The sequence below is a fragment of the Streptomyces sp. NPDC018031 genome (assembly GCF_044327625.1).
Classification (GTDB): domain Bacteria; phylum Actinomycetota; class Actinomycetes; order Streptomycetales; family Streptomycetaceae; genus Streptomyces.
Genome location: NZ_JBIRFT010000001.1, coordinates 462,133 through 486,014 on the forward strand (window position 1 = coordinate 462,133; position 23,882 = coordinate 486,014).

General features: G+C 71.3%; 20 protein-coding genes. 12 read left to right on the forward strand and 8 right to left on the reverse strand.

Annotated elements, in window-relative coordinates:
* Positions 1-139 precede the first annotated feature (139 nt).
* The 5 genes from ACH4B3_RS01925 (at position 140) to ACH4B3_RS01945 (ending at position 7,125) form a co-directional block, all read left to right on the forward strand.
* Positions 140-847, forward strand: a complete 708-nt coding sequence (locus tag ACH4B3_RS01925; protein WP_398461553.1) for a spermidine synthase — start codon at positions 140-142, stop codon at positions 845-847.
* 104 nt (positions 848-951) lie between these two features.
* Positions 952-1,692, forward strand: a complete 741-nt coding sequence (locus ACH4B3_RS01930) for a response regulator transcription factor (protein WP_398460751.1) — start codon at positions 952-954, stop codon at positions 1,690-1,692.
* A complete protein-coding gene (locus tag ACH4B3_RS01935; RefSeq protein ID WP_398460752.1) occupies positions 1,689-2,810 on the forward strand; it encodes an ATP-binding protein in 1,122 nt (373 codons plus the stop codon). Before ACH4B3_RS01930 ends, ACH4B3_RS01935 begins: the two co-directional genes overlap by 4 nt.
* Before the next feature lie 225 nt (positions 2,811-3,035).
* The gene (locus ACH4B3_RS01940) at positions 3,036-6,803 is read left to right on the forward strand and encodes a multifunctional oxoglutarate decarboxylase/oxoglutarate dehydrogenase thiamine pyrophosphate-binding subunit/dihydrolipoyllysine-residue succinyltransferase subunit (RefSeq protein ID WP_398460753.1); all 3,768 of its coding nucleotides are present in this window, start codon (positions 3,036-3,038) and stop codon (positions 6,801-6,803) included.
* 142 nt (positions 6,804-6,945) lie between these two features.
* Positions 6,946-7,125, forward strand: a complete 180-nt coding sequence (locus tag ACH4B3_RS01945) for a DUF6104 family protein (protein ID WP_014048295.1) — start codon at positions 6,946-6,948, stop codon at positions 7,123-7,125.
* Positions 7,126-7,167: 42 nt separating this feature from the next.
* Here ACH4B3_RS01945 and ACH4B3_RS01950 read toward each other — a convergent pair whose 3' ends face one another.
* Together ACH4B3_RS01950 and ACH4B3_RS01955 are read right to left on the reverse strand one after the other, a co-directional pair.
* A complete protein-coding gene (locus ACH4B3_RS01950; protein WP_398460754.1) occupies positions 7,168-7,980 on the reverse strand; it encodes a BTAD domain-containing putative transcriptional regulator in 813 nt (270 codons plus the stop codon).
* Positions 7,981-8,000: 20 nt separating this feature from the next.
* Positions 8,001-8,720 (reverse strand): TetR/AcrR family transcriptional regulator, encoded by a 720-nt coding sequence (locus ACH4B3_RS01955; protein ID WP_398460755.1) that lies wholly within the window; start codon positions 8,718-8,720, stop codon positions 8,001-8,003.
* Positions 8,721-8,870: 150 nt separating this feature from the next.
* Here ACH4B3_RS01955 and ACH4B3_RS01960 point away from each other — a divergent pair, with 150 nt between their 5' ends.
* Positions 8,871-9,491: a malonic semialdehyde reductase gene (locus tag ACH4B3_RS01960; RefSeq protein ID WP_398460756.1), complete on the forward strand. Its 621-nt coding sequence runs from the start codon at positions 8,871-8,873 to the stop codon at positions 9,489-9,491.
* Between the two features lie 93 nt (positions 9,492-9,584).
* On the opposite strand, the gene ACH4B3_RS01965 is transcribed toward ACH4B3_RS01960, so the two are convergent.
* From ACH4B3_RS01965 to ACH4B3_RS01975, 3 genes are read right to left on the reverse strand one after another with little or no spacing between them, the layout of a single operon-like run.
* Positions 9,585-10,007, reverse strand: coding sequence for a nuclear transport factor 2 family protein (locus ACH4B3_RS01965; protein ID WP_398460757.1), 423 nt, complete (start codon positions 10,005-10,007; stop codon positions 9,585-9,587).
* A gap of 14 nt (positions 10,008-10,021) precedes the next feature.
* A complete protein-coding gene (locus ACH4B3_RS01970; RefSeq protein WP_398460758.1) occupies positions 10,022-10,960 on the reverse strand; it encodes an NAD-dependent epimerase/dehydratase family protein in 939 nt (312 codons plus the stop codon).
* Positions 10,950-13,775 (reverse strand): AMP-binding protein, encoded by a 2,826-nt coding sequence (locus tag ACH4B3_RS01975; RefSeq protein WP_398460759.1) that lies wholly within the window; start codon positions 13,773-13,775, stop codon positions 10,950-10,952. The genes ACH4B3_RS01970 and ACH4B3_RS01975 overlap by 11 nt, the downstream gene beginning before the upstream one ends.
* A 272-nt stretch (positions 13,776-14,047) precedes the next feature.
* On the opposite strand from ACH4B3_RS01975, the gene ACH4B3_RS01980 reads away from it, so the two are divergent.
* The 3 genes from ACH4B3_RS01980 (at position 14,048) to ACH4B3_RS01990 (ending at position 17,147) form a co-directional block, all read left to right on the forward strand.
* Positions 14,048-14,920, forward strand: coding sequence for a DUF4097 family beta strand repeat-containing protein (locus ACH4B3_RS01980; RefSeq protein ID WP_398460760.1), 873 nt, complete (start codon positions 14,048-14,050; stop codon positions 14,918-14,920).
* Complete coding sequence (locus ACH4B3_RS01985) at positions 14,920-16,251, forward strand: helix-turn-helix transcriptional regulator (protein ID WP_398460761.1); 1,332 nt, start codon at positions 14,920-14,922, stop codon at positions 16,249-16,251. Before ACH4B3_RS01980 ends, ACH4B3_RS01985 begins: the two co-directional genes overlap by 1 nt.
* 95 nt (positions 16,252-16,346) lie before the next feature.
* Positions 16,347-17,147, forward strand: coding sequence for an antibiotic biosynthesis monooxygenase (locus ACH4B3_RS01990; protein WP_398460762.1), 801 nt, complete (start codon positions 16,347-16,349; stop codon positions 17,145-17,147).
* 56 nt (positions 17,148-17,203) lie between these two features.
* Here ACH4B3_RS01990 and ACH4B3_RS01995 read toward each other — a convergent pair whose 3' ends face one another.
* Both ACH4B3_RS01995 and ACH4B3_RS02000 read right to left on the reverse strand, forming a co-directional pair.
* On the reverse strand, positions 17,204-18,166 hold the full coding sequence (locus ACH4B3_RS01995) for a zinc-binding dehydrogenase (protein ID WP_398460763.1): 963 nt from the start codon (positions 18,164-18,166) through the stop codon (positions 17,204-17,206).
* A gap of 351 nt (positions 18,167-18,517) precedes the next feature.
* The gene (locus ACH4B3_RS02000) at positions 18,518-19,726 is read right to left on the reverse strand and encodes an NADP-dependent malic enzyme (RefSeq protein WP_398460764.1); all 1,209 of its coding nucleotides are present in this window, start codon (positions 19,724-19,726) and stop codon (positions 18,518-18,520) included.
* A 509-nt stretch (positions 19,727-20,235) separates the two neighbouring features.
* Between ACH4B3_RS02000 and ACH4B3_RS02005 the strand changes: the two genes are divergently transcribed.
* From ACH4B3_RS02005 to ACH4B3_RS02015, 3 genes are read left to right on the forward strand one after another with little or no spacing between them, the layout of a single operon-like run.
* Positions 20,236-21,189: an ABC transporter substrate-binding protein gene (locus ACH4B3_RS02005; protein ID WP_398460765.1), complete on the forward strand. Its 954-nt coding sequence runs from the start codon at positions 20,236-20,238 to the stop codon at positions 21,187-21,189.
* Between the two features lie 38 nt (positions 21,190-21,227).
* Positions 21,228-22,172 (forward strand): amino acid ABC transporter permease, encoded by a 945-nt coding sequence (locus ACH4B3_RS02010; RefSeq protein ID WP_398460766.1) that lies wholly within the window; start codon positions 21,228-21,230, stop codon positions 22,170-22,172.
* The gene (locus tag ACH4B3_RS02015) at positions 22,169-22,930 is read left to right on the forward strand and encodes an amino acid ABC transporter ATP-binding protein (protein ID WP_398460767.1); all 762 of its coding nucleotides are present in this window, start codon (positions 22,169-22,171) and stop codon (positions 22,928-22,930) included. Before ACH4B3_RS02010 ends, ACH4B3_RS02015 begins: the two co-directional genes overlap by 4 nt.
* Before the next feature lie 130 nt (positions 22,931-23,060).
* Here the strand turns inward: ACH4B3_RS02015 and ACH4B3_RS02020 are convergent, their stop codons facing one another.
* Positions 23,061-23,840, reverse strand: a complete 780-nt coding sequence (locus ACH4B3_RS02020; protein ID WP_398460768.1) for a class I SAM-dependent methyltransferase — start codon at positions 23,838-23,840, stop codon at positions 23,061-23,063.
* Positions 23,841-23,882 lie beyond the last annotated feature (42 nt).

Sequence of the window (23,882 nt, forward strand, 5' to 3'; positions counted from 1 at the left end):
CCGAGTGATCACCGCCCCCCGGGCGGGAGCCACAATCGACCATGAAGGCGGCACACGGCATCAACCTGGTGTGATTTCCGTCACGTTGGGCAACCTCTCCACCGCCTCGTTCGTCCCTGTCCGATCACTGGAGGCCCTCATGCACCACCCGCTGCACGACACCGCCGACGACCGGTCGCCGCGGGTCCTGGACCGCCGCGACGGCCCGTACGGCGAAGTGGTGCTGCGGCGCCGCGGCACCGATCACGCGGTGTACGAGATCATCGCCAACGGCTGCTTCCTGATGGACACCTCCGACGGCCGCTCCGAGCGGCTGCTGGTCCGGGCCGCCCTCGCCGCGCTGCCCGCCGACCGGCCGGCCCCGGCGCTGCTCATCGGCGGGCTGGGGGTCGGCTTCTCGCTGGCCGAGGCCGCCGCGGAGCCTCGCTGGGGCCGGATCACCGTGGTGGAGCGCGAGGCGGCGGTCATCGACTGGCACCGCACCGGGCCGCTGTCGGCGGTGTCGGCCGGCGCGCTGGCCGACCCGCGCACCGAGATCGCGCGGACCGATCTGGTCCGGTACGTCCAGGAGGCCGGCGACCGCTACGACGCGCTGTGCCTGGACATCGACAACGGGCCGGACTGGACCGTCACCGAGGGCAACGAGAGCCTGTACTCACCCGCCGGGCTCGCCGCCTGCGCGGCCCGGCTGACCCCCGGCGGAGTGCTCGCCGTGTGGTCCGCGCAGCCGTCCCCGGCGTTCGAGGAAGCCCTCCGTAATGCCGGTTTCACGGGCGTACGGACCGAAGAGATCGCGGTTGCCCGGGGTGTCCCTGACGTGGTCCACTTCGCAACTCGGGGTGCGTAGCCGAGCTACGCACGGTGGCTTTACGCTTCTTGCCTACGAGTGCGGCCGGGCAGGTGACCAGGCACGAGGCCGCCGGTTTCACGGAACGACGCAGGGGCGGGCGTATGGATCAGACTCACACCACCCAGAACGGCGCCGCCGCGACCACGCCCGGGGCGCAGCGCCGGGTGCTGGTCGTCGAGGACGATCCGACGATCGTGGACGCGATCGCCGCCCGGCTCCGCGCGGAGGGCTTCCAGGTCCAGACCGCCGGGGACGGCCCGGCCGCCGTGGACACCGCCGAGGCATGGCAGCCGGACCTGCTGGTCCTCGATGTGATGCTGCCCGGCTTCGACGGGCTGGAGGTGTGCCGCCGGGTGCAGGCCAGACGTCCGGTGCCGGTGCTGATGCTCACCGCCCGGGACGACGAGACCGACATGCTGGTCGGCCTCGGGGTCGGCGCGGACGACTACATGACCAAGCCGTTCTCGATGCGCGAGCTGGCGGCCCGGGTGCACGTGCTGCTGCGCCGGGTGGAGCGGGCCGCGCTGGCCGCGCACACCCCGCGCAGCGGCATCCTGCGCCTGGGCGAGCTGGAGATCGACCACGCACAGCGCCGGGTGCGGGTACGTGGCAACGATGTCCACCTCACCCCGACCGAGTTCGACCTGCTGGTGTGCCTGGCCAACACCCCGCGCGCGGTGCTCTCCCGGGAGCAGCTGCTCGCCGAGGTGTGGGACTGGGCGGACGCCTCGGGCACCCGGACCGTCGACAGCCACATCAAGGCGCTGCGCCGGAAGATCGGCGCGGAGCGCATCCGCACCGTGCACGGTGTCGGCTACGCTCTGGAGACCCCCGCGGCATGAAACCGGTGCCGGTGCGGGAGCTGTGGAGCCGACTGTGGGAGGCGCTGCGGCCCATCGACCCGTACCGCTCGGTGAAGGCCGCGCTCGGCGCGCTGGTCATCGGCTCGGTGATCATCACCACGCTGCTGGTGTTCGTGGCCGCCCACTCCGACACCGAGCTGCGCATCATCACCATCTTCTCGATCATCGCCTCGCTGCTGATCACCCAGTTCGTGGCGCACGGCCTGTCGGCGCCGCTGGACGAGATGACCGAGGTCACCCGGGCGATGGCGAACGGCGACTACACCCGGCGGGTGCGGGCGGCGGAGCGGCGGGACGAGTTCGGCGACCTGGCCGCCGCCTTCAACCGGATGGCCGCCGACCTGGAGGCGGTGGACACCCACCGCAAGGAACTGGTGGCCAACGTCTCACACGAGCTGCGCACCCCCATCGCGGCCCTGCGGGCGGTGCTGGAGAACGTGGTGGACGGGGTCTCGGAGCCCGATCCGGAGACCATGCGGGTGGCGCTGCGGCAGACCGAGCGGCTGGGCCGGCTGGTGGAGCAGCTGCTGGACCTGTCCCGGCTGGACAACGGGGTGGTGCCGCTGCACTCCCGGCGCTTCGAGGTGTGGCCCTACCTCGCCGGGATCCTGAAGGAGGCGAGCATGGCCCGCAGCGCCAGCTCCGACCACCGCTCGGGCACCCATGCGCGCAAGGACGTCCACCTCAACCTCGACGTCTTCCCCTCCGACCTGACCGCGCACGCGGACGCGGAGCGGCTGCACCAGGTGGTGGCCAACCTGATCGACAACGCGGTGAAGCACAGCCCGCAGCACGGCCGGGTCACGCTCCGGGCGCGGCGCGGCGACGGCCCGCAGAGCCTGGAGCTGGAGGTGCTGGACGAGGGACCGGGCATCCCGGAGGCCGAGCGGTACCGGGTCTTCGAGCGGTTCAACCGGGGCGGGCCGAAGGCCGCGGCGCCGGGCAAGGGCCCGGGCGGCGACGGCGGCACCGGGCTGGGGCTGGCGATCGCCCGGTGGGCGGTGGATCTGCACGGCGGCCGGATCCGGGTGGCCGAATCTCCGCGAGGTTGCCGGATCAAGGTCAGCCTTCCGGGCACCACTCGGGACCAGGGTTGACGTAGGGTCGTCAGCGGAAGCACACACGCGGGCGTGTGGGCGGCTCGGTGTCCTCTCGCGTACGGAAAACCAGGGGTGTTTCCCGCCAAGTCACACCCCGAAACCCGTCGATCAATGTGATGTGCGCGACGATGACCAGTGCGGCCTGCACGTAAGGTGCCGGAAGGCGTAGCCTTTATTCCCGCTGTCCACCACCTTAGGAAGCGGAAGAGGGCGGTTGCCGCCGTGTCGCCACAGTCCCCCAACACCTCGAGCGTCTCGACCGACCAGGACGGGCAAGGGAAGAACCCAGCCGCCGCGTTCGGTGCCAACGAGTGGCTCGTCGACGAGATCTACCAGCAGTACCTCCAGGACCCGAACTCGGTCGACCGAGCCTGGTGGGACTTCTTCGCCGACTACAAGCCGGGCAAGGACACCAGCTCCGCTGTGGCCGCCCCGCAGCAGCCGGTGAGCGGAGCCGCGGCTCCGGCCCAGGCCGCCCCGGCGGCCCCGGCGAAGCCGGCCGCCCAGGCCCCCGCCGCTCCGGCGCAGCCCGCGCAGGCCCCGGCCGCTCAGCCGGCCGCGGCGGCGCCCGCCGCCAAGCCGGCCGCTGCGAAGCCCGCACAGCCCGCCGCCGGTGCGGCCGGCGGTCCGGAGTTCGTCACGCTGCGCGGCCCGTCCGCGGCCGTGGCGAAGAACATGAACGCCTCGCTGGAGCTGCCGACCGCCACCTCGGTCCGCGCGGTGCCGGTGAAGCTGCTGTTCGACAACCGGATCGTGATCAACAACCACCTCAAGCGCGCCCGGGGCGGGAAGGTCTCCTTCACCCACCTCATCGGCTACGCCATGGTGCAGGCGATCAAGTCCATGCCGTCGATGAACTGGTCCTTCGCGGAGAAGGACGGCAAGCCGACGATGGTCAAGCCGCCGCACGTGAACCTGGGCCTGGCCATCGACCTGGTCAAGCCCAACGGTGACCGGCAGCTGGTCGTCGCGGCCATCAAGAAGGCCGAGACGCTCAACTTCTTCGAGTTCTGGCAGGCGTACGAGGACATCGTCCGCCGCGCCCGGGCGAACAAGCTCACCATGGACGACTTCACCGGGGTCACGGTCTCGCTGACCAACCCGGGCGGCATCGGCACCGTGCACTCGGTGCCCCGCCTGATGCCCGGCCAGTCGGTGATCATGGGCGTGGGCGCCATGGAGTACCCGGCGGAGTTCCAGGGCACGTCCCAGGACACGCTGAACAAGCTGGGCATCTCCAAGGTCATGACGCTGACCTCGACCTACGACCACCGGGTCATCCAGGGTGCCGCCTCCGGCGAGTTCCTGCGGATCGTGTCGAACTGCCTGCTGGGCGAGGACGGCTTCTACGACGACATCTTCGAGGCGCTGCGCATCCCGTACGAGCCGGTCCGCTGGCTCCGGGACATCGACGTCAGCCACGACGACGACGTCACCAAGGCGGCGCGGGTCTTCGACCTGATCCACTCCTACCGGGTCCGCGGCCACGTCATGGCCGACACCGACCCGCTGGAGTACCGCCAGCGCAAGCACCCCGACCTGGACATCGTCGAGCACGGCCTCACCCTGTGGGACCTGGAGCGCGAGTTCGCGGTCGGCGGCTTCGCCGGCAAGTCCATGATGAAGCTGCGCGACATCCTCGGCGTGCTGCGCGACTCGTACTGCCGCACCACCGGCATCGAGTTCATGCACATCCAGGACCCCAAGCAGCGCAAGTGGATCCAGGACCGGGTGGAGCGCCCGCACACCAAGCCGGAGCGCGAGGAGCAGCTGCGGATCCTGCGCCGGCTCAACGCCGCCGAGGCGTTCGAGACCTTCCTGCAGACCAAGTACGTCGGCCAGAAGCGCTTCTCGCTGGAGGGCGGCGAGTCCGTCATCCCGCTGCTGGACGCGGTGCTCGACGCGGCGGCCGAGTCGCGCCTGGACGAGGTCGTCATCGGCATGGCCCACCGCGGCCGGCTGAACGTGCTCGCGAACATCGTCGGCAAGTCGTACGCGCAGATCTTCCGCGAGTTCGAGGGCAACCTCGACCCGAAGTCGATGCACGGCTCCGGCGACGTGAAGTACCACCTGGGCGCCGAGGGCACCTTCACCGGTCTGGACGGCGAGCAGATCCAGGTCTCGCTGGTCGCCAACCCCTCCCACCTGGAGGCGGTGGACCCGGTCCTGGAGGGCGTCTCGCGCGCCAAGCAGGACATCATCGGCAAGGCGGGCACCGACTTCACCGTCCTGCCGGTCGCGCTCCACGGCGACGCCGCCTTCGCGGGCCAGGGCGTGGTCGCGGAGACGCTGAACATGTCGCAGCTGCGCGGCTACCGCACCGGTGGCACCGTGCACATCGTCATCAACAACCAGGTCGGCTTCACCGCCGCCCCGGCGGCGTCCCGCTCCTCGATGTACGCCACCGACGTGGCCCGCATGATCGAGGCGCCGATCTTCCACGTGAACGGTGACGACCCGGAGGCCGTGGTCCGGGTCGCGCGGCTCGCCTTCGAGTTCCGCCAGGCGTTCAACAAGGACGTCGTCATCGACCTGATCTGCTACCGGCGCCGCGGTCACAACGAGACCGACAACCCGGGCTTCACCCAGCCCCTGATGTACGACCTGATCGACAAGAAGCGCTCGGTGCGCAAGCTGTACACCGAGTCGCTGATCGGTCGCGGCGACATCACGCTGGAAGAGGCCGAGCAGGCGCTGCAGGACTTCCAGGGCCAGCTGGAGAAGGTCTTCGCGGAGGTCCGCGAGGCCACCTCGCAGCCCGCCCCGGCCGAGATCCCGGAGCCGCAGCCCGAGTTCCCGGTCGCGGTGAACACCGCGGTCAGCCAGGAAGTCATCAAGCGGATCGCCGAGTCGCAGGTCAACGTCCCCGACCGGGTCACCGTCCACCCGCGTCTGCTGCCGCAGCTGCAGCGCCGCGCGGCCATGATCGAGGACGGCACGATCGACTGGGGCATGGGCGAGACCCTGGCCATCGGTTCGCTGCTGATGGAGGGCACCCCGGTCCGGCTGGCCGGCCAGGACTCCCGCCGCGGCACCTTCGGCCAGCGCCACGCGGTGCTGGTGGACCGGGAGACCGGCGAGGACTACACCCCGCTGCTGTACCTCTCCGAGGACCAGGCCCGGTACAACGTCTACGACTCGCTGCTCAGCGAGTACGCGGCGATGGGCTTCGAGTACGGCTACTCGCTGGCCCGCCCGGACGCGCTGGTGATGTGGGAGGCCCAGTTCGGTGACTTCGTCAACGGCGCGCAGACCGTCGTGGACGAGTTCATCTCCTCCGCCGAGCAGAAGTGGACCCAGACCTCCGGCGTCACGCTGCTGCTGCCGCACGGCTACGAGGGCCAGGGCCCGGACCACTCCTCCGCCCGGATCGAGCGGTTCCTGCAGCTGTGCGCGCAGAACAACATGACGGTCGCCATGCCGACGCTGCCGTCGAACTACTTCCACCTGCTGCGCTGGCAGGTCCACAACCCGCACCACAAGCCGCTGATCGTCTTCACCCCGAAGTCGATGCTCCGGCTGAAGGCCGCGGCGTCGAAGGCGGAGGAGTTCACCAGCGGCGCCTTCCGGCCGGTCATCGGGGACGAGAAGGTCGACCCGGCGGCGGTCCGCAAGGTCGTCTTCACCTCCGGCAAGGTCTACTACGACCTGGACGCCGAGCGTGACAAGCGCGGTGCCCAGGACACCGCGATCATCCGTCTGGAGCGGCTGTACCCGCTGCCGGGCGCGGAGCTCCAGGCCGAGCTGGCGAAGTTCAGCGGTGTGGAGAAGTTCGTGTGGGCCCAGGAGGAGCCGGCGAACCAGGGTGCCTGGCCGTTCGTCGCGCTCAACCTGATCGACCACCTGGACCTGGCGGTCGGCGCGGACGTGCCGGCCCGCGACCGGCTGGTGCGGGTCTCCCGCCCGCACTCCTCGTCCCCGGCGGTCGGCTCCAACAAGCGCCACCAGGTCGAGCAGCAGGCGCTGGTCAACGAGGTCTTCGACCTCTGAGGACCGGTTGCCACCGACTGAGGAGGGCCCGGCCCCGCATCGTGCGGGGCCGGGCCCTCCGGCGTCCGGCCGGACCGGCGGCGGCACCGCCGCGCCCGCCTATCCTGGAGGGGTACGACCACCACATCACCGGGAGCCCCCCTTGTACTTCACCGACCGCGGCATCGAGGAGCTGGAGAAGCGGCGCGGCGAGGAGGAGGTCACCTTCGAGTGGCTCGCCGAGCAGCTGCGTACCTTCGTCGACCTCAATCCGGACTTCGAGGTGCCGGTGGAGCGCCTGGCGACCTGGCTGGCGCGGCTGGACGACGACGAGGACGAGTGACCGCGGCGCCGGGCGGGCCGGGACGGCCGTGCCCGGCGGCGGTCACGCCACCACCGGCCCCCGGCCCGGTGCGCCGGCCTCGTGGTCCAGCCGGGGGTCGGAGACGAGGACGGCCTGCTGGAGGCGCTGGAGCTTCACCGAGGGTTCCAGGCCCAGCTCCTCGGCCATCGTCAGGCGCAGCCGCTGGTAGACGGCGAGCGCCCGGGTGCGCTGGCCGGAGCGGTGCAGGGCGAGCATGTACTGGCCGTGCATGCCCTCGTGGAAGCGGTGCTCGACCACGAGCGAGGCGAGGTCGCTGAGGGCCTCCTGGTGCCCGCCGAGCCGGAGCCGGGTCTCGATGCTGCGCTCGGTCACGGTGAGCCGGGACTGTTCCAGCCGGGCGACCTCGGCCTGGAGCGGGCGGCCGTGCACCACGTCGACCAGCGCCGGGCCCTGCCAGACGGCGAGGGCGCGGCGGTAGACGGCCTCGGCGGTCCGCTCGTCCCCGGCGTCCAGCGCGCAGTCGGCCTCGGCCACCAGGTCGTAGTAGCGGTGCACGTCGAGCTGGCCGGAGCGGAGGATGAAGCAGTAGCCCCCGGGCCGGGTCTGCAGGATGTCGCGGGTGATCACCGCGGTGGGGACCGACAGCGCCTGGGCGAGCAGTTTCCGCAGGTGGAGGATGTAGGTCTGGAGGGTGGTCGGGCCGGTGCGCGGGGGCGCGCCGTCCCAGAGTTCGGTCATGAGGGTCGCCGCCGGCACCACCCGGCCGTCGTTCAGCAGCAGCAGCGACAGGACCTTCCGGGGCTTCATCGCCGTCGGCACCCCGGACTGGGTGCCATGACGGAGCGTCAGCGGCCCGAGGACGTTCACGTACATGGGTGCCACCTCCTCACACATCACCTGCGATAGGCGCGTACGAACAGGTCGGCGGCCTCTTCGCAGATGGTGTCGGCCTCCGGCCCGGCGAGCGCGCGCGTGCCGTACATCGACTGGTGCAGGCCCTGCTGGACGAGCAGGGCCACGAACTGCCGCGCCGCGCTGTCCGGATCGGGGACGTCCAGCTCACCGCGGGCCGCGCGGTGGCGCAGCATGGCGGCGAGGTGCTCGACCAGTTGCCGGGGTTCCCCCTCGGCGCAGGCGGGGCGCAGCGAGGGGTGGCGGGCGACCTCGGCGATGACCAGCCGGCGCAGCGCGGAGGCGCGCTCGTCGAGCAGGGCCGCCAGGACGCGGTGCCCGAAGGCGACGAGCGAGGAGCCGAAGTCGGTGCCGTCCCGGTCGGGGGCCGGCCGTGTGGTGCCGTCGTCGTCCGCCGGGTCGCCGGCCGCGGTTCGCGGGGCCGGCGGCAGGGCGCCCGGGGAGGGGGTGAAGCCGGCGGCGACGCGCCGGCGTTCACCGTCGACCGCGGCTATGAAGAGCCGTTCCTTGTCGCCGAAGTGGTTGTAGACCGTCTGCTTGGAGACCTGGGCGACGTCGGCGATGGTGTCCACGCTGGCGCGCTGGTACCCCTCCCGGAGGAAGACGGCGACCGCGGCGTCCAGGATGGCTTGTCTCTTCGCGGGCTGTGGACCCGCCGGCCGTCCGGGCGCGCCACGCCGCGCCGTGCTCTCCGTCCGCATGATCTCCCGTGTCCTCTCGCCCCGTTCCCCAACTGGTGTGGACCAGTCTGCTCTTGCCCGGAATGGACTTGCGAGTCTAGCCTTCCATATCTGGACTGGACTAGGCCGTCCAGTCCAATTAATTCGCACGATCCTCACGAGGAGAGGCTCATGAGCGCACCGGAGAACAGCGGCACCGCCGACCTCATCACGCTGGCGGCGGAGGCACAGGACCAGCTGTTCCGGGAGGGCCGCACCGCCAACACCTTCACCGATGAGCCGGTCTCGGAGGCGCAGTTCCGCGCCGTCTACGAGTTGATCAAGTTCGGGCCCACGTCGCTGAACCAGCAGCCGCTGCGGGTGGTGCTGGTGCGCTCCCAGGAGGCCCGGGACCGGCTGGTCCCGCTGATGACCGGCCGCAACCAGGAGAAGACGAGCAAGGCCCCGCTGGTCGCGGTGCTCGGCGCGGACCTGGACTTCCACGAGGAACTGCCCAGGCTGGTGCCCTTCATGGACGACCCGCAGGCCCTCTTCGCCGACCCGGCGGCCCGGGCGGAGTCGGCGAAGTTCAACACCGCGATCCAGATCGGCTACTTCATCCTGGGGGTGCGGGCGGCCGGTCTGGCCGCCGGACCCATGATCGGCTTCGACCGCGAGGGGGTCACCAAGGAGTTCTTCCCGGACGGCCGGCACGCCCCGCTGTGCGTGGTGAACATCGGCAAGCCGGGGCCGGACGCCTGGATGGGCCGGCTGCCGCGGCTGGCCTACGACGAGGTGGTCACCTCGGTCTGAGCGTGCACCGCGGCGGAGCGCCGGTACCCGGGTGCGGGTACCGGCGCTCCGCCGTGACGGGCGCCGCTCCGGCGACCGGTCACGGCTCCCCGGTCAGCTCTCGATGAGCTGGTGGAAGGCGACGGTGTCGAAGATGTCCTCCATGCGGGCCGCCCGGCCGTCCCGCATGGTCCAGGAGTGCACGAAGTCCAGCGTCACGGTGGTGCCGCCGCGGCTGGTCACGTCGCGGGTGCCGAAGACCACGATCCGGTCGCCCTGCTCGATGAACTCGCGCGGTGCCAGCTTCATCCCGCCCAGCACGGTGGGCACGTGCGCCAGGAACTCCCTGACCCCGTCGTGGCCCAGCTTGGTGCCGCCCAGCCCGTACTTCGCCATGCCCTCCGGATGGACCCACTCCACATCCGGGTGCATGGCGGACAGCAGGGCGGCCACGTCCCGGTCCCGGAACCCGGTGTAGGCGCGCCTGATCGCCGCGAGGTTCGGCGACTCGGGGGCGGGGGATGTCTGTTCTGCCATGTCGTTCCGGCTCCTTAGCCCTTGAGGTACTCCGGGTACAGCGCTTCGACGGTCCGCCGTATGCCCTCGCGCCACGGCACCTTGCAGGGGCCGGTGAGTTCGCGGCGCAGCGCCGGGTCGAACTGGTAGGTCTCCCGGGTCACCTCGCTGGGCACCAGCTTGGCCGTCACCCCGGTCAGCTCCTCCAGGTACCGCACGCAGTCGGTGATGCCCACCGACTCGTCGCCGCCCCAGTTGACCAGGGTGGCGGGGGTGGACGCGGCCTCCCACAGCCGGGGGACCTGCTCGACCAGGTCGTCGGTGTGCAGCAGGGAGCACCAGTTCTGGCCCTCGACGGGCACCGGGATGGGCTCACCGGCGAGCATCCGCTTGAAGTACAGCATCGGTACCCCGCCGTAGCCGCCGGGGCCGTAGGCGATGTTGAGCCGCGCGATGGTGGTGGGCAGGCCGAGCACCCTGGCGAAGGCCCGGACCGTCCCCTCGGCGGCGATCTTGCCGACCGGGTAGGCGGGCAGCCAGTCGGCGACGCCGTCCACCGGGTCGGTCTCGGTGTACTCGTGGTCCAGCGTCTGCCGCTTGTAGAGGGCTCCGGTGGAGACGAACAGGAACGCCTCGGCGGTGCGGCAGTGGGTCATCAGGCGTCCGCAGGCGACCGAGTTGACCTCGACGGCGGCGTTGAAGTCGCCGTCCTCACCGCGGCGCACCGCGGAGTGGATGACGTGGGTGAAGTCGGTGGGCAGCCCTTCGTACGCCCCGTCGCCCGGGTCGTCCATGTCCCACCGGAACGTGGTGATCCCGCGGGCGCGCAGCGCGTCCTCCACGCCCGGGGTGCCGAACCGGCCCAGGCACCACACCTCGTTGCGCTCGGCCAGCGCTTCGGCGACCGGCCGGGCCACCTGCCCGGTGCCCCCGGTGACCAGGATCTTCTTCCCTTCCAACCTGCTACTCCCCATCGTCGGTCACTGTGCCGTCGCCCAGTGCGCGGTCGAGTTCCTTGCGTAGGATCGCCTGGAAGGCCGCCACGTGCTGCGGGCCCATGAGCGTGTAGTGCTCACCGGGTACGTCGACGTACCGGTTGGGCTCCGTGGTGTGCTCGTCCCACCTGCGCAGCTCGTTCTCCAGCCAGTCCTCCTTGGTGCCCCGCAGCGGGATGGCGTAGAAGACCGTCATCGAACGTGTGGTGCCGGTGGGAGTGTAGGTCCGCCCCAGGTCGGTGAGGCCGTTGGCCAGCTCGGCCCAGGCCGTGAACTTCGCCATGTCCAGGTCCAGATCGCGCAGCCGGTCGGCGGGGGCGAGCTCCAGGAAGTGCCGCAGCTGCTCCTCCTTGGGCAGGTGCCGCAGCCGGTCGGGGAGGTCCAGCGACTGCTTCTTGTTGATCAGGTCCAGGAAGAAGGCCAGGTTCGCGGCGGTGTCCACGAAGTCCAGCTCGTCCATCCGGTACTTGATGTGCGGCGGGAGGTTGAAGCTGCCGACGAAGTCGACCCGCTCGCCCTGGGCCTCCAGCGCCTTGGCGATCTCGAAGGCCACGGCGCCGCCGTAGGAGTACCCGGCGATCGCGTACGGCCCGTGCGGCTGCCGCTCGCGGATCGCCGCCACATAGGTGGTGACCATCTCCTGGAAGCTGCCGAACGGCTCCTCGCCCTCGTTGAAGCCCCGGGCGCGCAGCGCGTAGAACGGGCGGTCGCCGACGAAGTACTTGGCGAGGTTGACGAAGACCAGGACTTCGCCGACCCCGGGGTGGATGCAGAACAGCGGGGTCTTGTCGCCGTTCGGCTGGAGCGGCACCACCGGGTCGTACTCCCCCGTGCCGCCGGCCTGGCCGCTGTCCAGGTGGGCGGCGAGCTGCCGCGCGGTGGGGTGGGTCAGCACCGTGATGATCGGCAGGTCGGCGACGCCCAGGCGGCGGTCGACCTGCCGGCGCAGCCGCAGGATGTCCAGGGAGGTGCCGCCCAGGTCGAAGAAGCTGGCGGTGGCGCTGATCTCCTCGGGCGCCGCGTCGAACATCTCGGCGTAGATCTCGGTGAGCACGCGCTCGGTGTCGGTGGCGGCCGGGGTGTGGCCGCCGAGCCGCCGCCGGGTGAGGTCGGCGACGCGGGTGATGACGTCGTCGTAGCCGCCGGACTCCAGCGTCCTCCGCATCCGCTGGCGCAGCGTCTTGCCCAGGCTCGTCTTGGGGAAGGCGTCCTTGGGCAACGGCAGGATGTGCGTGGGGCGGAAGCCCCAGAGCATCACCACGGTGGAGCGGATGGCGGTCAGCAGCCGGTACAGGTCCGCCTCGTCGCTCCCGTCCGCCCCGTTCTCCGGGTTGACCGCGATGACCAGCTGCTCGGTGTCGCTGCCCGGGCGGCGGGTGGGGAACGCGGCGACATGGCCGCCGGAGACGCCGTCGAGCTGCTCCAGCACCGCCTCGATCTCATGGCTGAAGTAGTTGACGCCATTGACGATGATGCTGTCCTTGGAGCGGCCGACGAGGGTGAGCCGGCCGGCCTCGTCGATCCGCCCGAGGTCCCCGCTGCGGAACCAGCCGTCGGGTGTGAACGCCTCCCGGGTGGCCTCGTCGTTGCGGTAGTAACCGCTGGTGATCATGGGACCGTCGAGCTGGAGCTCGCCGGTCTCCCCGGTGGGCAGCGGGTTGTTGTCGTCGTCCGCGACCCGGATCCGCAGCCCCTTCACGGGGGTGCCGAGGTTGGCGAACTCGTTCCCGGCGTCGGCGGCCGGGAACTCGCGGTTGTAGATGCTGCCCGCGCAGGTCTCGGTCATCCCGAAGGCCGGCCACAGGGCGGAGCCGCGCAGGCCGTAGCGGGCGTAGCCGGCCAGGAAGGTCTCCCCGGTGGCGACCACGTTGGCCTCGCCGCCGCTGACGATGTGGCGCAGGGCACTCAGGTCGAGTCCCTCACCACCGGCTTCCTTTTCTTCAGCTATTTTCTGCACCGCCGCATTCAGCGGCGCCAGCAGGAAGTTCGGGGTAAAGGTCATGGTCACCCGGTACCGGGAGACTATTCGAAGGAACTGCAGAGGGTCCTCGAGCACCACGGAAGCCGGTGCGTGCAATTGGTCCGCACCCACGTAGAGCGGCAGCAGATGCGCTTCGAGAAGTGCCGCCACATGGTCGTAGGAGATCCAGTTGAAGGTGGTGTCCGCGTCCGTGAGCTGCTGTTTGTCCGACTTGCCCGCCATCGACGCGAGTAGATTTGCGTTGGTCAGCATGACTGCTTTGGAATTCCCGGTGGATCCCGAGGTCAGCACCAGCAGTGCCAGGTCACCGGGGGCGGCGTGGTGGATCTCGGTGGCCGCCTCGCCGGTGCGCAGCTCCTCCAGCGGGGCCACCGCGAGTCCGGGCACATCCGGCAGTTCCGCCCGCATCGCCTCGGTGGTGATCAGAAGGGGCCGTTCGAGCAGCCGGTCGACGTGCGCCAGCTGGGTCGCCCAGCGGGCCGGGTCGCCGGGCAGCGGGGCCATCGGGCAGGGGACGAAGCCGCCGAGCAGGCAAGCCCAGAGGACGGGCAGGAAATCGCGCTGGTCGTCCAGCAGGAGGGTCACCTTGTCCTGCGGCCGGAGCCCCCGCGCGCGAATTCCGGTGAGTATTTTCCGGGCCGCGTCCAGCAGCTCGCCATAGGACTGAAAAATCGATTCGCTTCCCGCGCCGCCCGACACGTAACGTACTCCGGCGCCGGGGTGTTTTCTTGCAGCCCGCACCAGTACTTGCGCGATAAACTTCAGGTCCTGGGCTTCTTCCGGCACGGAAAGCTCCAATGGTTTAACTGTCATTGCCCCCACTGTCCTCTTCCCTCCCGATTCCGAGGGCATGAAGGTAACAGTTGCGAACATACGCACTCCACGATCCTCTAGCGATGCTCTAGTCAGGCTCTAGCGGTAATCAACAGCTGACATTAATAGGACGGAACGACCGACTCCGCTACACCGTAACCATCAGCCGGGCACCCGCCGGAAACCTCCGCCGGCCATACCGCGCTTGACGCCGGGCGACCGCGATATATCGTGAGAGAAGACGCGATATGTTGCGAGCCTGGGAGGTCACGGTGTCAGACCGGTCCGAGTGGCGGTCCGCATGGCGGCTCGCCGAGCCGCGCAAGCTCACCTTCGACGGCAGCGTCTCCGCCCTCCGGGTCCGGCTCGCGGGCGGCACCGTCAACGTCGTCGGCTCCGACCGGGGGCCCGCCCGGCTCGAACTCACCGCGCTCGACGGGCCGCCGCTGGTCGTCGGCCACCACGACGGCACCCTGACGGTGTCCCACGACGACCCGTCCGCGACCGGCCTGGCGGCGTGGCTGGACCCGTCCCGCCGGCACCGCGCCGCGCACGTCACCCTCACCGTGCCGGCCACGGCCGGCGTCTCGATCCACGTCATCGGCGCCGACTCGGTGGTCTCCGGGATCGGCGGCGGCTGCGAACTGCGCGGCGTCTCCGGCGACTGCACCCTGGTCGGGCTGACCGGGCCGGTCCGCGCGGGGACCGTCTCCGGCCGGGTCGAGGCCCAGGCGGTCACCGGAACCCTGCACTTCCACTCGCTGTCCGGCGACCTCACCGTGGTCGAGGGCGGCGGCCCCGTCATCCGGGCCGACTCCGTGGGTGGCACCATCACCCTCGATTTGGCCCCCGCCGCCCGCGGCGCCGACCTCGCCGTGACCACCGTCTCCGGCGGGATCGCCGTCCGGCTGCCGCACCCGGCCGACGCCGAGGTGCGGGCGGACACCACCAGCGGCGCGGTCTCCTGCGACTTCGACGACCTGCGGGTCCGCGGCGAGTGGGGCGCGAAGAAGGTCACCGGCACGCTGGGCGCGGGCAGCGGCAGCCTCCGGGCGACCACCGTCTCCGGCGCCATCGCCCTGCTCCGCCGCCCGCCGTCCGAGGACGACCGGACGGACCTCGACAGCGAAGGGAAGGTCCTCTGATGCCCCCCGTCTTCGGCCACGGCCGGCTGCGGCTGTACCTGCTCAAGCTGCTCGACGAATCGCCGCGCCACGGCTACGAGGTCATCCGCCTGCTGGAGGAGCGCTTCCACGGCCTGTACGCCCCGTCCGCCGGGACCGTCTACCCCCGGCTGGCCAAGCTGGAGGCCGAGGGCCTGGTCACGCACACCACCGAGGGCGGCCGCAAGGTCTACTCCCTCACCCCCGCCGGGCGCGCCGAACTCGCCGACCGGGGCGGGGAGCTGGCCGATCTGGAGATGGCGATCCGCGAGTCCGTCGCCGAACTGGCCGCCGAGATCCGCGACGACGTACGCGGCTCCGCCGGCACCCTGCGGCGCGAGGTGCGCGAGGCCGCCCGCCGGGCCCGCGCCGGCGGAGCGGACGGCGGCGGGCGCGACCGGGACGCCGACCGGGACGCCGGTGGACACCCCGGCGGCGCACAGCGTCCGGGACCGGGCTCCGCCGGGCCCGGCCGGCAGAACGGCGGCGCCCGGGACGGCGCGTGGAGCGACAAGGAGTCCTGGCGGCAGGCGAAGGAGGACATGCGCCGCGCCCTGGACGAGTGGCGGGAGCAGGCCCGGCGCGCGAAGGAGGAGAGCCGGCGGGCCCGGCAGGACGCCCAGCGGGCCCGCGAGCAGGCCCAGGAGGCCCAGGACTTCGCACGCGAGGAGATCCAGCGCATCGCCCAGCGGATCCAGGAGCGGACCCAGGGCCACCTGATCACCGGCGACTGGCAGCAGGCGGTGCGCGAGGGCCTCGCCGAGGTCTCGCGCGGCGTGTCCCGGCTCTCCCGCCCCGGCCCGGCGCGGCCCGCACAGGAGGAGCGCCCGGCCGGCGGGCCCGGGACCGGGGACGCCGGATCCGGCCGGGCACCGGACGAGGAACCGGAGCGGAGCGGCACCGCGCGGCCGCCGCGGGCGGCCGAGGACGCCGGGCGGCCCCGGGGCCAGGAGCCGCCGCACGGCGAGGAGCGCCCCGACGGGAAGGAGTCGTCCCGCGGCCAGGAGTCTCCTCGCGCGGAGGAGCCTCCCCACGTGGAGGAGCCGCCCCGCGGGGAGCGCCCGCCCTCCGGCGGGGATGCCGCGGATTCCGACCCCCAGGAGCCCGCCTGGTCCCGCGAGTTCCGGCCCTCGGGTGACCCGGCCCGCGACCTGGACCGGCTGCTGGACCGCTTCCGGGACGGCATCCGGGACACCGCACGCGACCTGGGGGTGACGGAGGAGGCGCTCGCCGAGGCCCGCCGCTCGCTGGCCGCCACCGCCGTCCGGGTCGACCGGCTGCTCCGCGACTCCGGCTCCGGGCCGGGCGGTTGACCCCGCCGGGCCGCCGGCCGGGTGGTGCCGCCCCGCGGCCCGGCCGCGCGGTTCCGGGGCCGGGCCGCCCGGTTGACTTCACCTTCGGTTGAAGTATGAGGATCGGACCACCGGCCGACAGCGGCACGGTGATCACCGACCAGGGAGCCCCCATGACCACGCCCGCCGCCACCCCCCGGTCCGTCGCCACCACCGTCCACCCCGACCCGGCCCGGCCCGGCGCCGCCGCACCGCTGTTCAGCACCTGGCGGGTGGGGACGCCGGAGCGGCAGCTGGCCACGGCCGACGCCATCGCCGCCACCTGGACCGGGCGGCCCTGGCCGGACCCGAACCTGCTGTCGTACAGCGTGTACGCGGCGGACGACGGCGACACGCTGATGCACTACTCGCAGTGGACCGCCGAGCAGGCGTACTTCGACTTCGCGCGGACGCAACGGCGGGAACGGGTCGACGAGATCGACGCCGCCGTGCCGGGCATCGAGCGCCTCGGCCTCAACGCCTACCGGCGGTACCGCAGTCATGTGCCGGACGCCGGGCGGCGGGCCGCCGAGGCACCGGGACTGGTCGTCGCCGTCGACGTCCGCTTCGACGCCGGGGCGGCCGGACGCCGGACCGCGTGGATCGACACCGCCGTCGACGCGCTGACCGCCGAGCCCGAGATCCACCGCGGGCTGCTGGGCGCCCACTTCCACCTGCTGGTCGACGGCGAGCGGCACCTCGGCTCGGCCGCCGACCGGGTGTTCACCTACGCGGAGTGGAGCAGCGCCGAGGCGTACGACGAGGCCCGCGACGCACCCTCGCCGGCCTGGGAGGAGGTGCGGGCGTTCGACGGCTTCCGGGGGGCGACCGCCACCCGCTACCGGCTGCTGCGGAGCTTCGTCCCGCGGCAGGACTGAGCGGCGCGGCCGGCCGCGCACCGGCGGGCGGGGCGGCCGCCGCCGGTGCCCGGTGGTCAGACGGTGAGGACGATCTTCCCGAAGAGGTCGCCGCCCGCCATCTTCTCGAAGCCCTCGCGCGCCCGGTCCAGCGGCAGCACCGAGTCGATGACCGGCCGCACCCCGTGCGCCGCGCTGAAGCTCAGCAGGTCCGCCAGTTCGTCCTTGGTGCCCATGGTGGACCCGACGACCTTCAGCTCCAGGAAGAAGATGCGGTTCAGTTCGGTGGACTTGGGGTTGGGGCCGGAGGTGGCACCGGAGATGACCAGGGTGCCACCGGGCTTGAGCGACTTCACCGAGTGGGACCAGGTCGCCGCGCCCACCGTCTCGATGACCGCGTCCACCCGCTGCGGCAGCCGCTCCCCCGGCTCGAACGCGCCCTCGGCGCCCAGTTCGAGCGCCCGCCGGCGCTTGGCCTCGTCCCGGCTGGTGGCGAAGATCCGCAGGCCCGCGGCCGCGCCGAGGACGATGGCGGCGGTCGCCACGCCACCCCCCGCGCCCTGGACCAGGACGGTGTCACCGGGACGCACCCCGGCGTTGGTGAAGAGCATGCGGTAGGCGGTCAGCCAGGCGGTGGGCAGGCAGGCGGCCTCCTCGAAGGACAGCTCCTTCGGCTTGGGCAGCAGGTTCCAGGTGGGCACCGCGACCTGCTCGGCGAAGGTGCCCTGGTAGCGCTCGGTGAGGATGGAGCGCGGCTCGTGCGGCCCGACGCCGTGCCCGCTCTGGCCGATCACGGAGTGGAGGACGACCTCGTTGCCGTCCTGGTCGATCCCGGCCGCGTCGCAGCCGAGGATCATCGGGAGCGACTCCTCGCCGAGGCCCACGCCGCGCAGCGACCACAGGTCGTGGTGGTTGAGGGAGGCGGCCTTGACGTTGACGGTCGTCCAGCCGGGCCGGGGGTCGGGGGCGGGCCGTTCGCCCAGTTCCAGCCCGGTCAGCGGCTTGTCACGGTCGATACGTGCGGCGTAGGCAGCGAACATGACCCCGACCTTAGGTCCCGGCCCGGACGCGGCGGAACCAGGTCCGCGTGTGACACGCGACGCGTACGGGTTGTCCGGCGCGGTGCCTTCCGTTCCGCCGCCCGCGCGGCCGCCGGAGCGGGCGGGGGCAGGGCGTCGGCGGCCGGGCGGGCGCGCCGCGGGGACCCGGTCGGCTGCCGGCGGAGCGTGTGCCGCGCGTGGGAAAAGCCGAAGGCGGCACGGACCGGGGTCCGTGCCGCCTTCGCGAGGTGCGTCACCGGTCGGACGGGGTGTCGCGACCGGAGTACGGGTGCCCGCCGGCCGGGGCGTGACGGCCGGTCATCCGGCCGCGCACACCCCGGCACCGCCGGGTCAGCGGCGGGCGACGCCCTCCGCGCGGGCGGCGGCCGCGACGGCGGCGGTGACCGCCGGGGCCACCCGCTCGTCGAACGGGGACGGGATGACCTTGTCCGCGCTGAGCTCGTCGGCCACCACGGCGGCCAGCGCCTCGGCGGCGGCCAGCTTCATGCCCTCGGTGATGCGGGAGGCGCGCACCTGGAGGGCGCCCGCGAAGATGCCCGGGAAGGCGAGGACGTTGTTGATCTGGTTCGGGTAGTCGCTGCGGCCGGTCGCGACGACCGCGGCGTACTTGTGCGCGACGTCCGGGTGGATCTCCGGCGTGGGGTTGGCCATGGCGAAGATGAAGGCGCCGGGCGCCATCTTGGCGACCGTCTCCTCCGGCACCGTGCCGCCGCTGACGCCGATGAACACGTCGGCGCCGGCCATCGCGGTCTCCAGCGAGCCGCTGAGCCCGGCCTTGTTGGTGTAGCCGGCCAGCTCGCGCTTGACGTCGTTGAGGTTGTCGCGGTCCAGCGAGACGATGCCCTTGCTGTCGCAGACCGTGACGTCGCCGATGCCCGCCTCGACGAGGATCTTGGCGATCGCCACGCCCGCCGCGCCGGCGCCGGAGATGACGGCGCGCAGCGAGCCCAGGGCGCGGTCGGTCAGCTTGGCCGCGTTCCGCAGTGCGGCCAGGGTGACCACGGCGGTGCCGTGCTGGTCGTCGTGGAAGATCGGGATGTCCACGCGCTCCTGGAGCTTGCGCTCGATCTCGAAGCAGCGGGGGGCGGAGATGTCCTCCAGGTTCACCCCGCCGAACGACGGGGCGAGGCGGACCACGGTGTCCACGATCTCGTCCACGCCCCGGCAGTCGAGCGCGATCGGAACCGCGTCCACCCCGCCGAACTGCTTGAAGAGGATGGCTTTGCCCTCCATCACGGGCAGGGACGCCTCCGGCCCGATGTCGCCGAGCCCGAGCACCGCGCTGCCGTCCGTGACGACCGCGACGACCTGTGACTTCCAGGTGTAGTCGTGGACCAGGTCCGGCTGCTCGGCGATGGCGCTGCACACCTTTGCCACGCCCGGCGTGTAGGCGAGGGACAGATCGTCCTTGTCTCGCACGGGGACGGTCGCCTGGACCGCCATCTTGCCGCCCCGGTGCAACGCGAACGCCGGATCGAAGAGCTCGTCCTGATCACCGGTGGCGCTGTCGCTGCGAGGATTCACGATCTCCGCTGACACTTGTTTGACCCCTTTGTCGTATTGCTGGTGAGGGTAGCCGTTCCTAGGTGAAGGAACGGGCGGGCACCGCGCGCGCTTCCCGTACGGCAGATACCTGCCAATCGGGATCGGATACGTACGCCGGGCGCGCCGCACACGCGCCCTGAGCCCCGGGTGAGGGGTGCAGTGGTCCGTTCTACCGGAAGAAGACTTCCGGGACGAGCGAGTTCCGCTGCGGTGCCGTACAGATACTTCGCGTTCACGTCAAATGCGGCGTATCCGCACCGAACGTCCATACGCTGAGACATCACGCACGTGAGGAAGCTCTCATTCCACTTCGTCCCACCACGGTCCGGCTCTGTGTTCCGGCCTGGTGTGCCACGGGGGTCGCCCGTTATCCGATTTTGACATGACTGGCCGCCCGATCGAACCCGTCCAGATGGCAAGATGCCCAAATCACACGAGGTCGCGACACCCGAAGGTGTGTGCTCGACCCTCCGGACACCCCCTCATCCGCCAGGAGGAACCGCATGACCGCAAGCACCACCCGTCGGTCCAGCGCAGCCAGGTCACGATGGGCAGCGATGGGCGCGATCGCGGTCACCGGCGCTCTGCTGCTGACGGGCTGCGGCGACCAGCGGGACAAGGTCACCAACACCGACGCGTCCGGCAAGCCCCCGCTGTTCAGCCTGCTGCCGAAGGAGATCCAGTCCGCCGGCGTCATCAAGGTGGGCTCGGACATCAACTACCCGCCGGTCGAGTTCCGCAAGGGCAACGCGGTGGTGGGTATCGACCCCGACATCGCCGAGGCGCTCAGCAAGCAGCTCGGGGTGGAGTTCGAGTTCTCGAACGCCACCTTCGACACCCTGATCAGCGGTATGAAGTCCGACCGGTACGACATCGCGATGTCGGCGATGACGGACAACAAGAGCCGCCAGGAGGGCATCGACCCGGACTCCGGCAAGAAGGTCGGCGAGGGCGTCGACTTCGTCGACTACCTCACCGCGGGCGTGTCGATCTACACCCGCAAGGGAGACACCCAGGGGATCTCGACCTGGGACGACCTCTGCGGCAGGAAGATCGTGGTCCAGCGCGGCACCACCTCGCACGACCTGGCCAAGGCCCAGTCGAAGACCTGCGAGAAGGACGACAAGAAGGCGATCTCGATCGAGGCGTTCGCCAACGACACCGAGGCCCAGACCCGGCTGCGCGGCGGTGGCGCCGACGCCGGCTCCAGCGACTTCCCGGTCGCCGCGTACGCGGTGCGCACCTCCGGTGGCGGCAACGACTTCGAGCTGGTCGGCGACCAGGTCGAGGCGGCTCCGTACGGCATCGCGGTGAGCAAGGAGGACGCCCAGCTGCGGGACGCGCTGAAGGCGGCACTCGACGCGATCATCCGCACCGGGGACTACGAGAAGGTCCTGAAGAAGTGGGGCGTCGAGGACGGCGCGGTGGAACAGGGCGCCATCAACGGCGGCAAGTGATCCCGTCCGCTCCGTGCTCACGCTGAAAGGCACATTCCGTGACTGTTGACATCGAAAAGACGGGTCCGGGCGACACCCCGCCGCCCGCCGCACCGGAGACGATCAAGGCGGTCCCGGTCCGCCACTACGGGCGCTGGATCTCCGCCGTGGTGATCGTCGCCCTGCTCGGCATGCTGGTGTACGCCTTCTCCCAGGGCAAGGTCAACTGGGGAGCCATCCCCGACAACTTCTTCAACGACCAGGTCCTCGAAGGCGTCGGGAAGACCATCTGGATCACCATCGCCGCGATGGCGCTCGGTGTGGTCCTCGGCATCATCCTCGCGGTGATGCGGCTGTCGAAGAACCCGGTCACCCAGGCCGTCGCCTGGGGCTACATCTGGTTCTTCCGCGGCACCCCGGTCTACGTCCAGCTGCTGCTCTGGTTCAACCTGGGCCTGATCTTCAAGTACATCAACCTGGGCCCGATCTACCAGGACGAGTGGTCGGACTTCATGACCCCGTTCCTCGCCGCCCTGCTGGGCCTGGGCCTGAACGAGGCCGCCTACATGGCGGAGATCTGCCGCGCCGGTCTCCAGTCCGTGGACGAGGGCCAGACCGAGGCCGCCCACGCGCTGGGCATGAGCCACACCAAGACGCTGCGCCGGGTGGTGCTGCCGCAGGCGATGCGGGTGATCGTGCCGCCGACCGGCAACGAGTTCATCAACATGCTCAAGACCACCTCGCTGGTGATCGCCGTCCAGTACTGGGACCTGCTGCAGGCCGCCCAGAACATCGGACAGAACTCCGGTGCCCCGGCCGAGATGCTCTTCCTCGCCGCCGCCTGGTACCTGATCCTGACCTCGGTACTCAGCGTCGGTCAGTACTACCTGGAGCGGTACTACGCGCGTGGCTCCAGCCGCGCGCTGCCCCCGACCGTCCTGCAGCGGGTGCGTACCAACCTGCTCTCGTTCAGCAACCGCTCCCGAGAAGGAGGTGGCGCATGACCCCCATGGTGAAGGCCGAGGGCGTGCACAAGTCCTACGGCGCCGTCCAGGTGCTCAAGGGGATCGACCTGGAGGTCGCCCCGGGTGAGGTGTTCTGCCTGATCGGTCCGTCCGGCTCGGGCAAGTCCACCTTCCTGCGCTGTATCAACCACCTGGAGAAGATCAACGGCGGTCGGCTGTACGTCGACGGCGAGCTGGTCGGCTACCGGCAGCAGGGCAACAAGCTGTACGAGCTCAAGGACCGCGAGGTCGCCGCCAAGCGCCGCGACATCGGCATGGTCTTCCAGCGCTTCAACCTGTTCCCGCACATGACGGCCGTGGAGAACGTCATGGAGGCGCCGATCCAGGTCAAGGGCGAGACCAAGGCCGTGGCGCGGGAGCGCGCGGTGAAGCTGCTGGACCGGGTGGGCCTGGCCGACAAGGGCGGCAACTACCCCTCCCAGCTCTCCGGCGGCCAGCAGCAGCGGGTCGCGATCGCCCGCGCCCTGGCCATGGAGCCCAAGCTGATGCTCTTCGACGAGCCCACCTCGGCGCTCGACCCGGAGCTGGTCGGCGATGTCCTCGACGTGATGCGCGACCTGGCCGAGGAAGGCATGACCATGGTCGTGGTCACCCACGAGATGGGCTTCGCCCGCGAGGTCGGCGACTCGGTCGTCTTCATGGACGGCGGTGTGGTCGTGGAGTCGGGCAACCCGCGGGACGTGCTCACCAACCCGCAGCACGAGAGGACGAAGTCGTTCCTGTCCAAGGTGCTTTAGCCGGGCCGCGAAGGCGGTACGGGCCGACCGGGCCCGTACCGCCTTCGCGCTGTCACCGCCCGGACGGTCACCGCGACCGCGCGGGGCGACGGCGGTTCCGGCCGGCCGGCCGGACCGGTGCCCCGGGCGACTACTTGAGCGCCAGCACCGCCGCGTCGGTGACCGAGCACCACACCGGCCGCGCCTCGGCGAAGCCCGCCTCGCGCAGCGCCTCGGCGTGCCAGGCCGCCGGGTACGTCTTGTCGTCCCCGTGGTCGCCCGGGACCAGCGGGTTGCCGAGGATCGCGAAGCGCTCGGCGGCCACGTCCGCCAGCGCCGGGTCCTCGGTGACCGAGCGCCACCAGTCCGCCCAGTCCAGGGCCCCTTCCTCGCGGGCCCGCCGCTGCCGGGCGTGCCGGTACGCGCGCTCGGCAGCGTTCAGCCGCGGGGTGCTGTCGTCCGGCATGTGGTCGGCGTTGACGAACAGCCCGCCGTCCCGGACCACCTCTGCCAGCCGGCCGTACAGCACCCGCAGCTCCTCGGCGGGGAGCCAGTGCAGCGCGGTCGCGGTGAGTACCGCGTCGTACGTGCGGTGCGGCAGCTTCGCCGTCCAGTCCGGGTCGCGCAGGTCGGCCGTGACGAACCCGATCCGCGGCTCGTCGGCGAAGTACCCGCGGGCGATGGTGAGCAGCGCCGGGTCCAGGTCGACGCCGGTGCTGACCGCGCCGGGGAACCGGCGCAGCAGCCGGTCGGAGATGCTGCCGGTGCCGCAGGCGAGGTCCAGGACCCGGGGCTCGGGGCCGACCACGGCCTCCACGGCGTCCAGCATCACGCGGAACCGCTCCTCGCGGTCCGGCAGGTACCACTCCTGCTGCCGGTCCCAGCTCTCCTGCCAGGCACGCCAGTGCGAGGTGGTGACGGTGTCCGTCATTGCGCCCCTCTCAAGTCGTAATACCCTCGAATGCACGTCATC

Bases quoted from the DNA above. Each gene is read 5' to 3' on its own strand.
- ACH4B3_RS01985 (WP_398460761.1), top strand. From the start codon at position 14,920: ATGCCCCCCGTCTTCGGCCACGGCCGGCTGCGGCTGTACCTGCTCAAG.
- ACH4B3_RS01935 (WP_398460752.1), top strand. From the start codon at position 1,689: ATGAAACCGGTGCCGGTGCGGGAGCTGTGGAGCCGACTGTGGGAGGCG.
- ACH4B3_RS01975 (WP_398460759.1), bottom strand. From the start codon at position 13,775: ATGACAGTTAAACCATTGGAGCTTTCCGTGCCGGAAGAAGCCCAGGAC.
- ACH4B3_RS01990 (WP_398460762.1), top strand. From the start codon at position 16,347: ATGAGGATCGGACCACCGGCCGACAGCGGCACGGTGATCACCGACCAG.
- ACH4B3_RS01960 (WP_398460756.1), top strand. From the start codon at position 8,871: ATGAGCGCACCGGAGAACAGCGGCACCGCCGACCTCATCACGCTGGCG.
- ACH4B3_RS01955 (WP_398460755.1), bottom strand. From the start codon at position 8,720: ATGCGGACGGAGAGCACGGCGCGGCGTGGCGCGCCCGGACGGCCGGCG.
- ACH4B3_RS01930 (WP_398460751.1), top strand. From the start codon at position 952: ATGGATCAGACTCACACCACCCAGAACGGCGCCGCCGCGACCACGCCC.
- ACH4B3_RS01950 (WP_398460754.1), bottom strand. From the start codon at position 7,980: ATGTACGTGAACGTCCTCGGGCCGCTGACGCTCCGTCATGGCACCCAG.
- ACH4B3_RS01925 (WP_398461553.1), top strand. From the start codon at position 140: ATGCACCACCCGCTGCACGACACCGCCGACGACCGGTCGCCGCGGGTC.
- ACH4B3_RS01995 (WP_398460763.1), bottom strand. From the start codon at position 18,166: ATGTTCGCTGCCTACGCCGCACGTATCGACCGTGACAAGCCGCTGACC.
- ACH4B3_RS02020 (WP_398460768.1), bottom strand. From the start codon at position 23,840: ATGACGGACACCGTCACCACCTCGCACTGGCGTGCCTGGCAGGAGAGC.
- ACH4B3_RS02005 (WP_398460765.1), top strand. From the start codon at position 20,236: ATGACCGCAAGCACCACCCGTCGGTCCAGCGCAGCCAGGTCACGATGG.
- ACH4B3_RS01970 (WP_398460758.1), bottom strand. From the start codon at position 10,960: ATGGGGAGTAGCAGGTTGGAAGGGAAGAAGATCCTGGTCACCGGGGGC.
- ACH4B3_RS01965 (WP_398460757.1), bottom strand. From the start codon at position 10,007: ATGGCAGAACAGACATCCCCCGCCCCCGAGTCGCCGAACCTCGCGGCG.
- ACH4B3_RS02015 (WP_398460767.1), top strand. From the start codon at position 22,169: ATGACCCCCATGGTGAAGGCCGAGGGCGTGCACAAGTCCTACGGCGCC.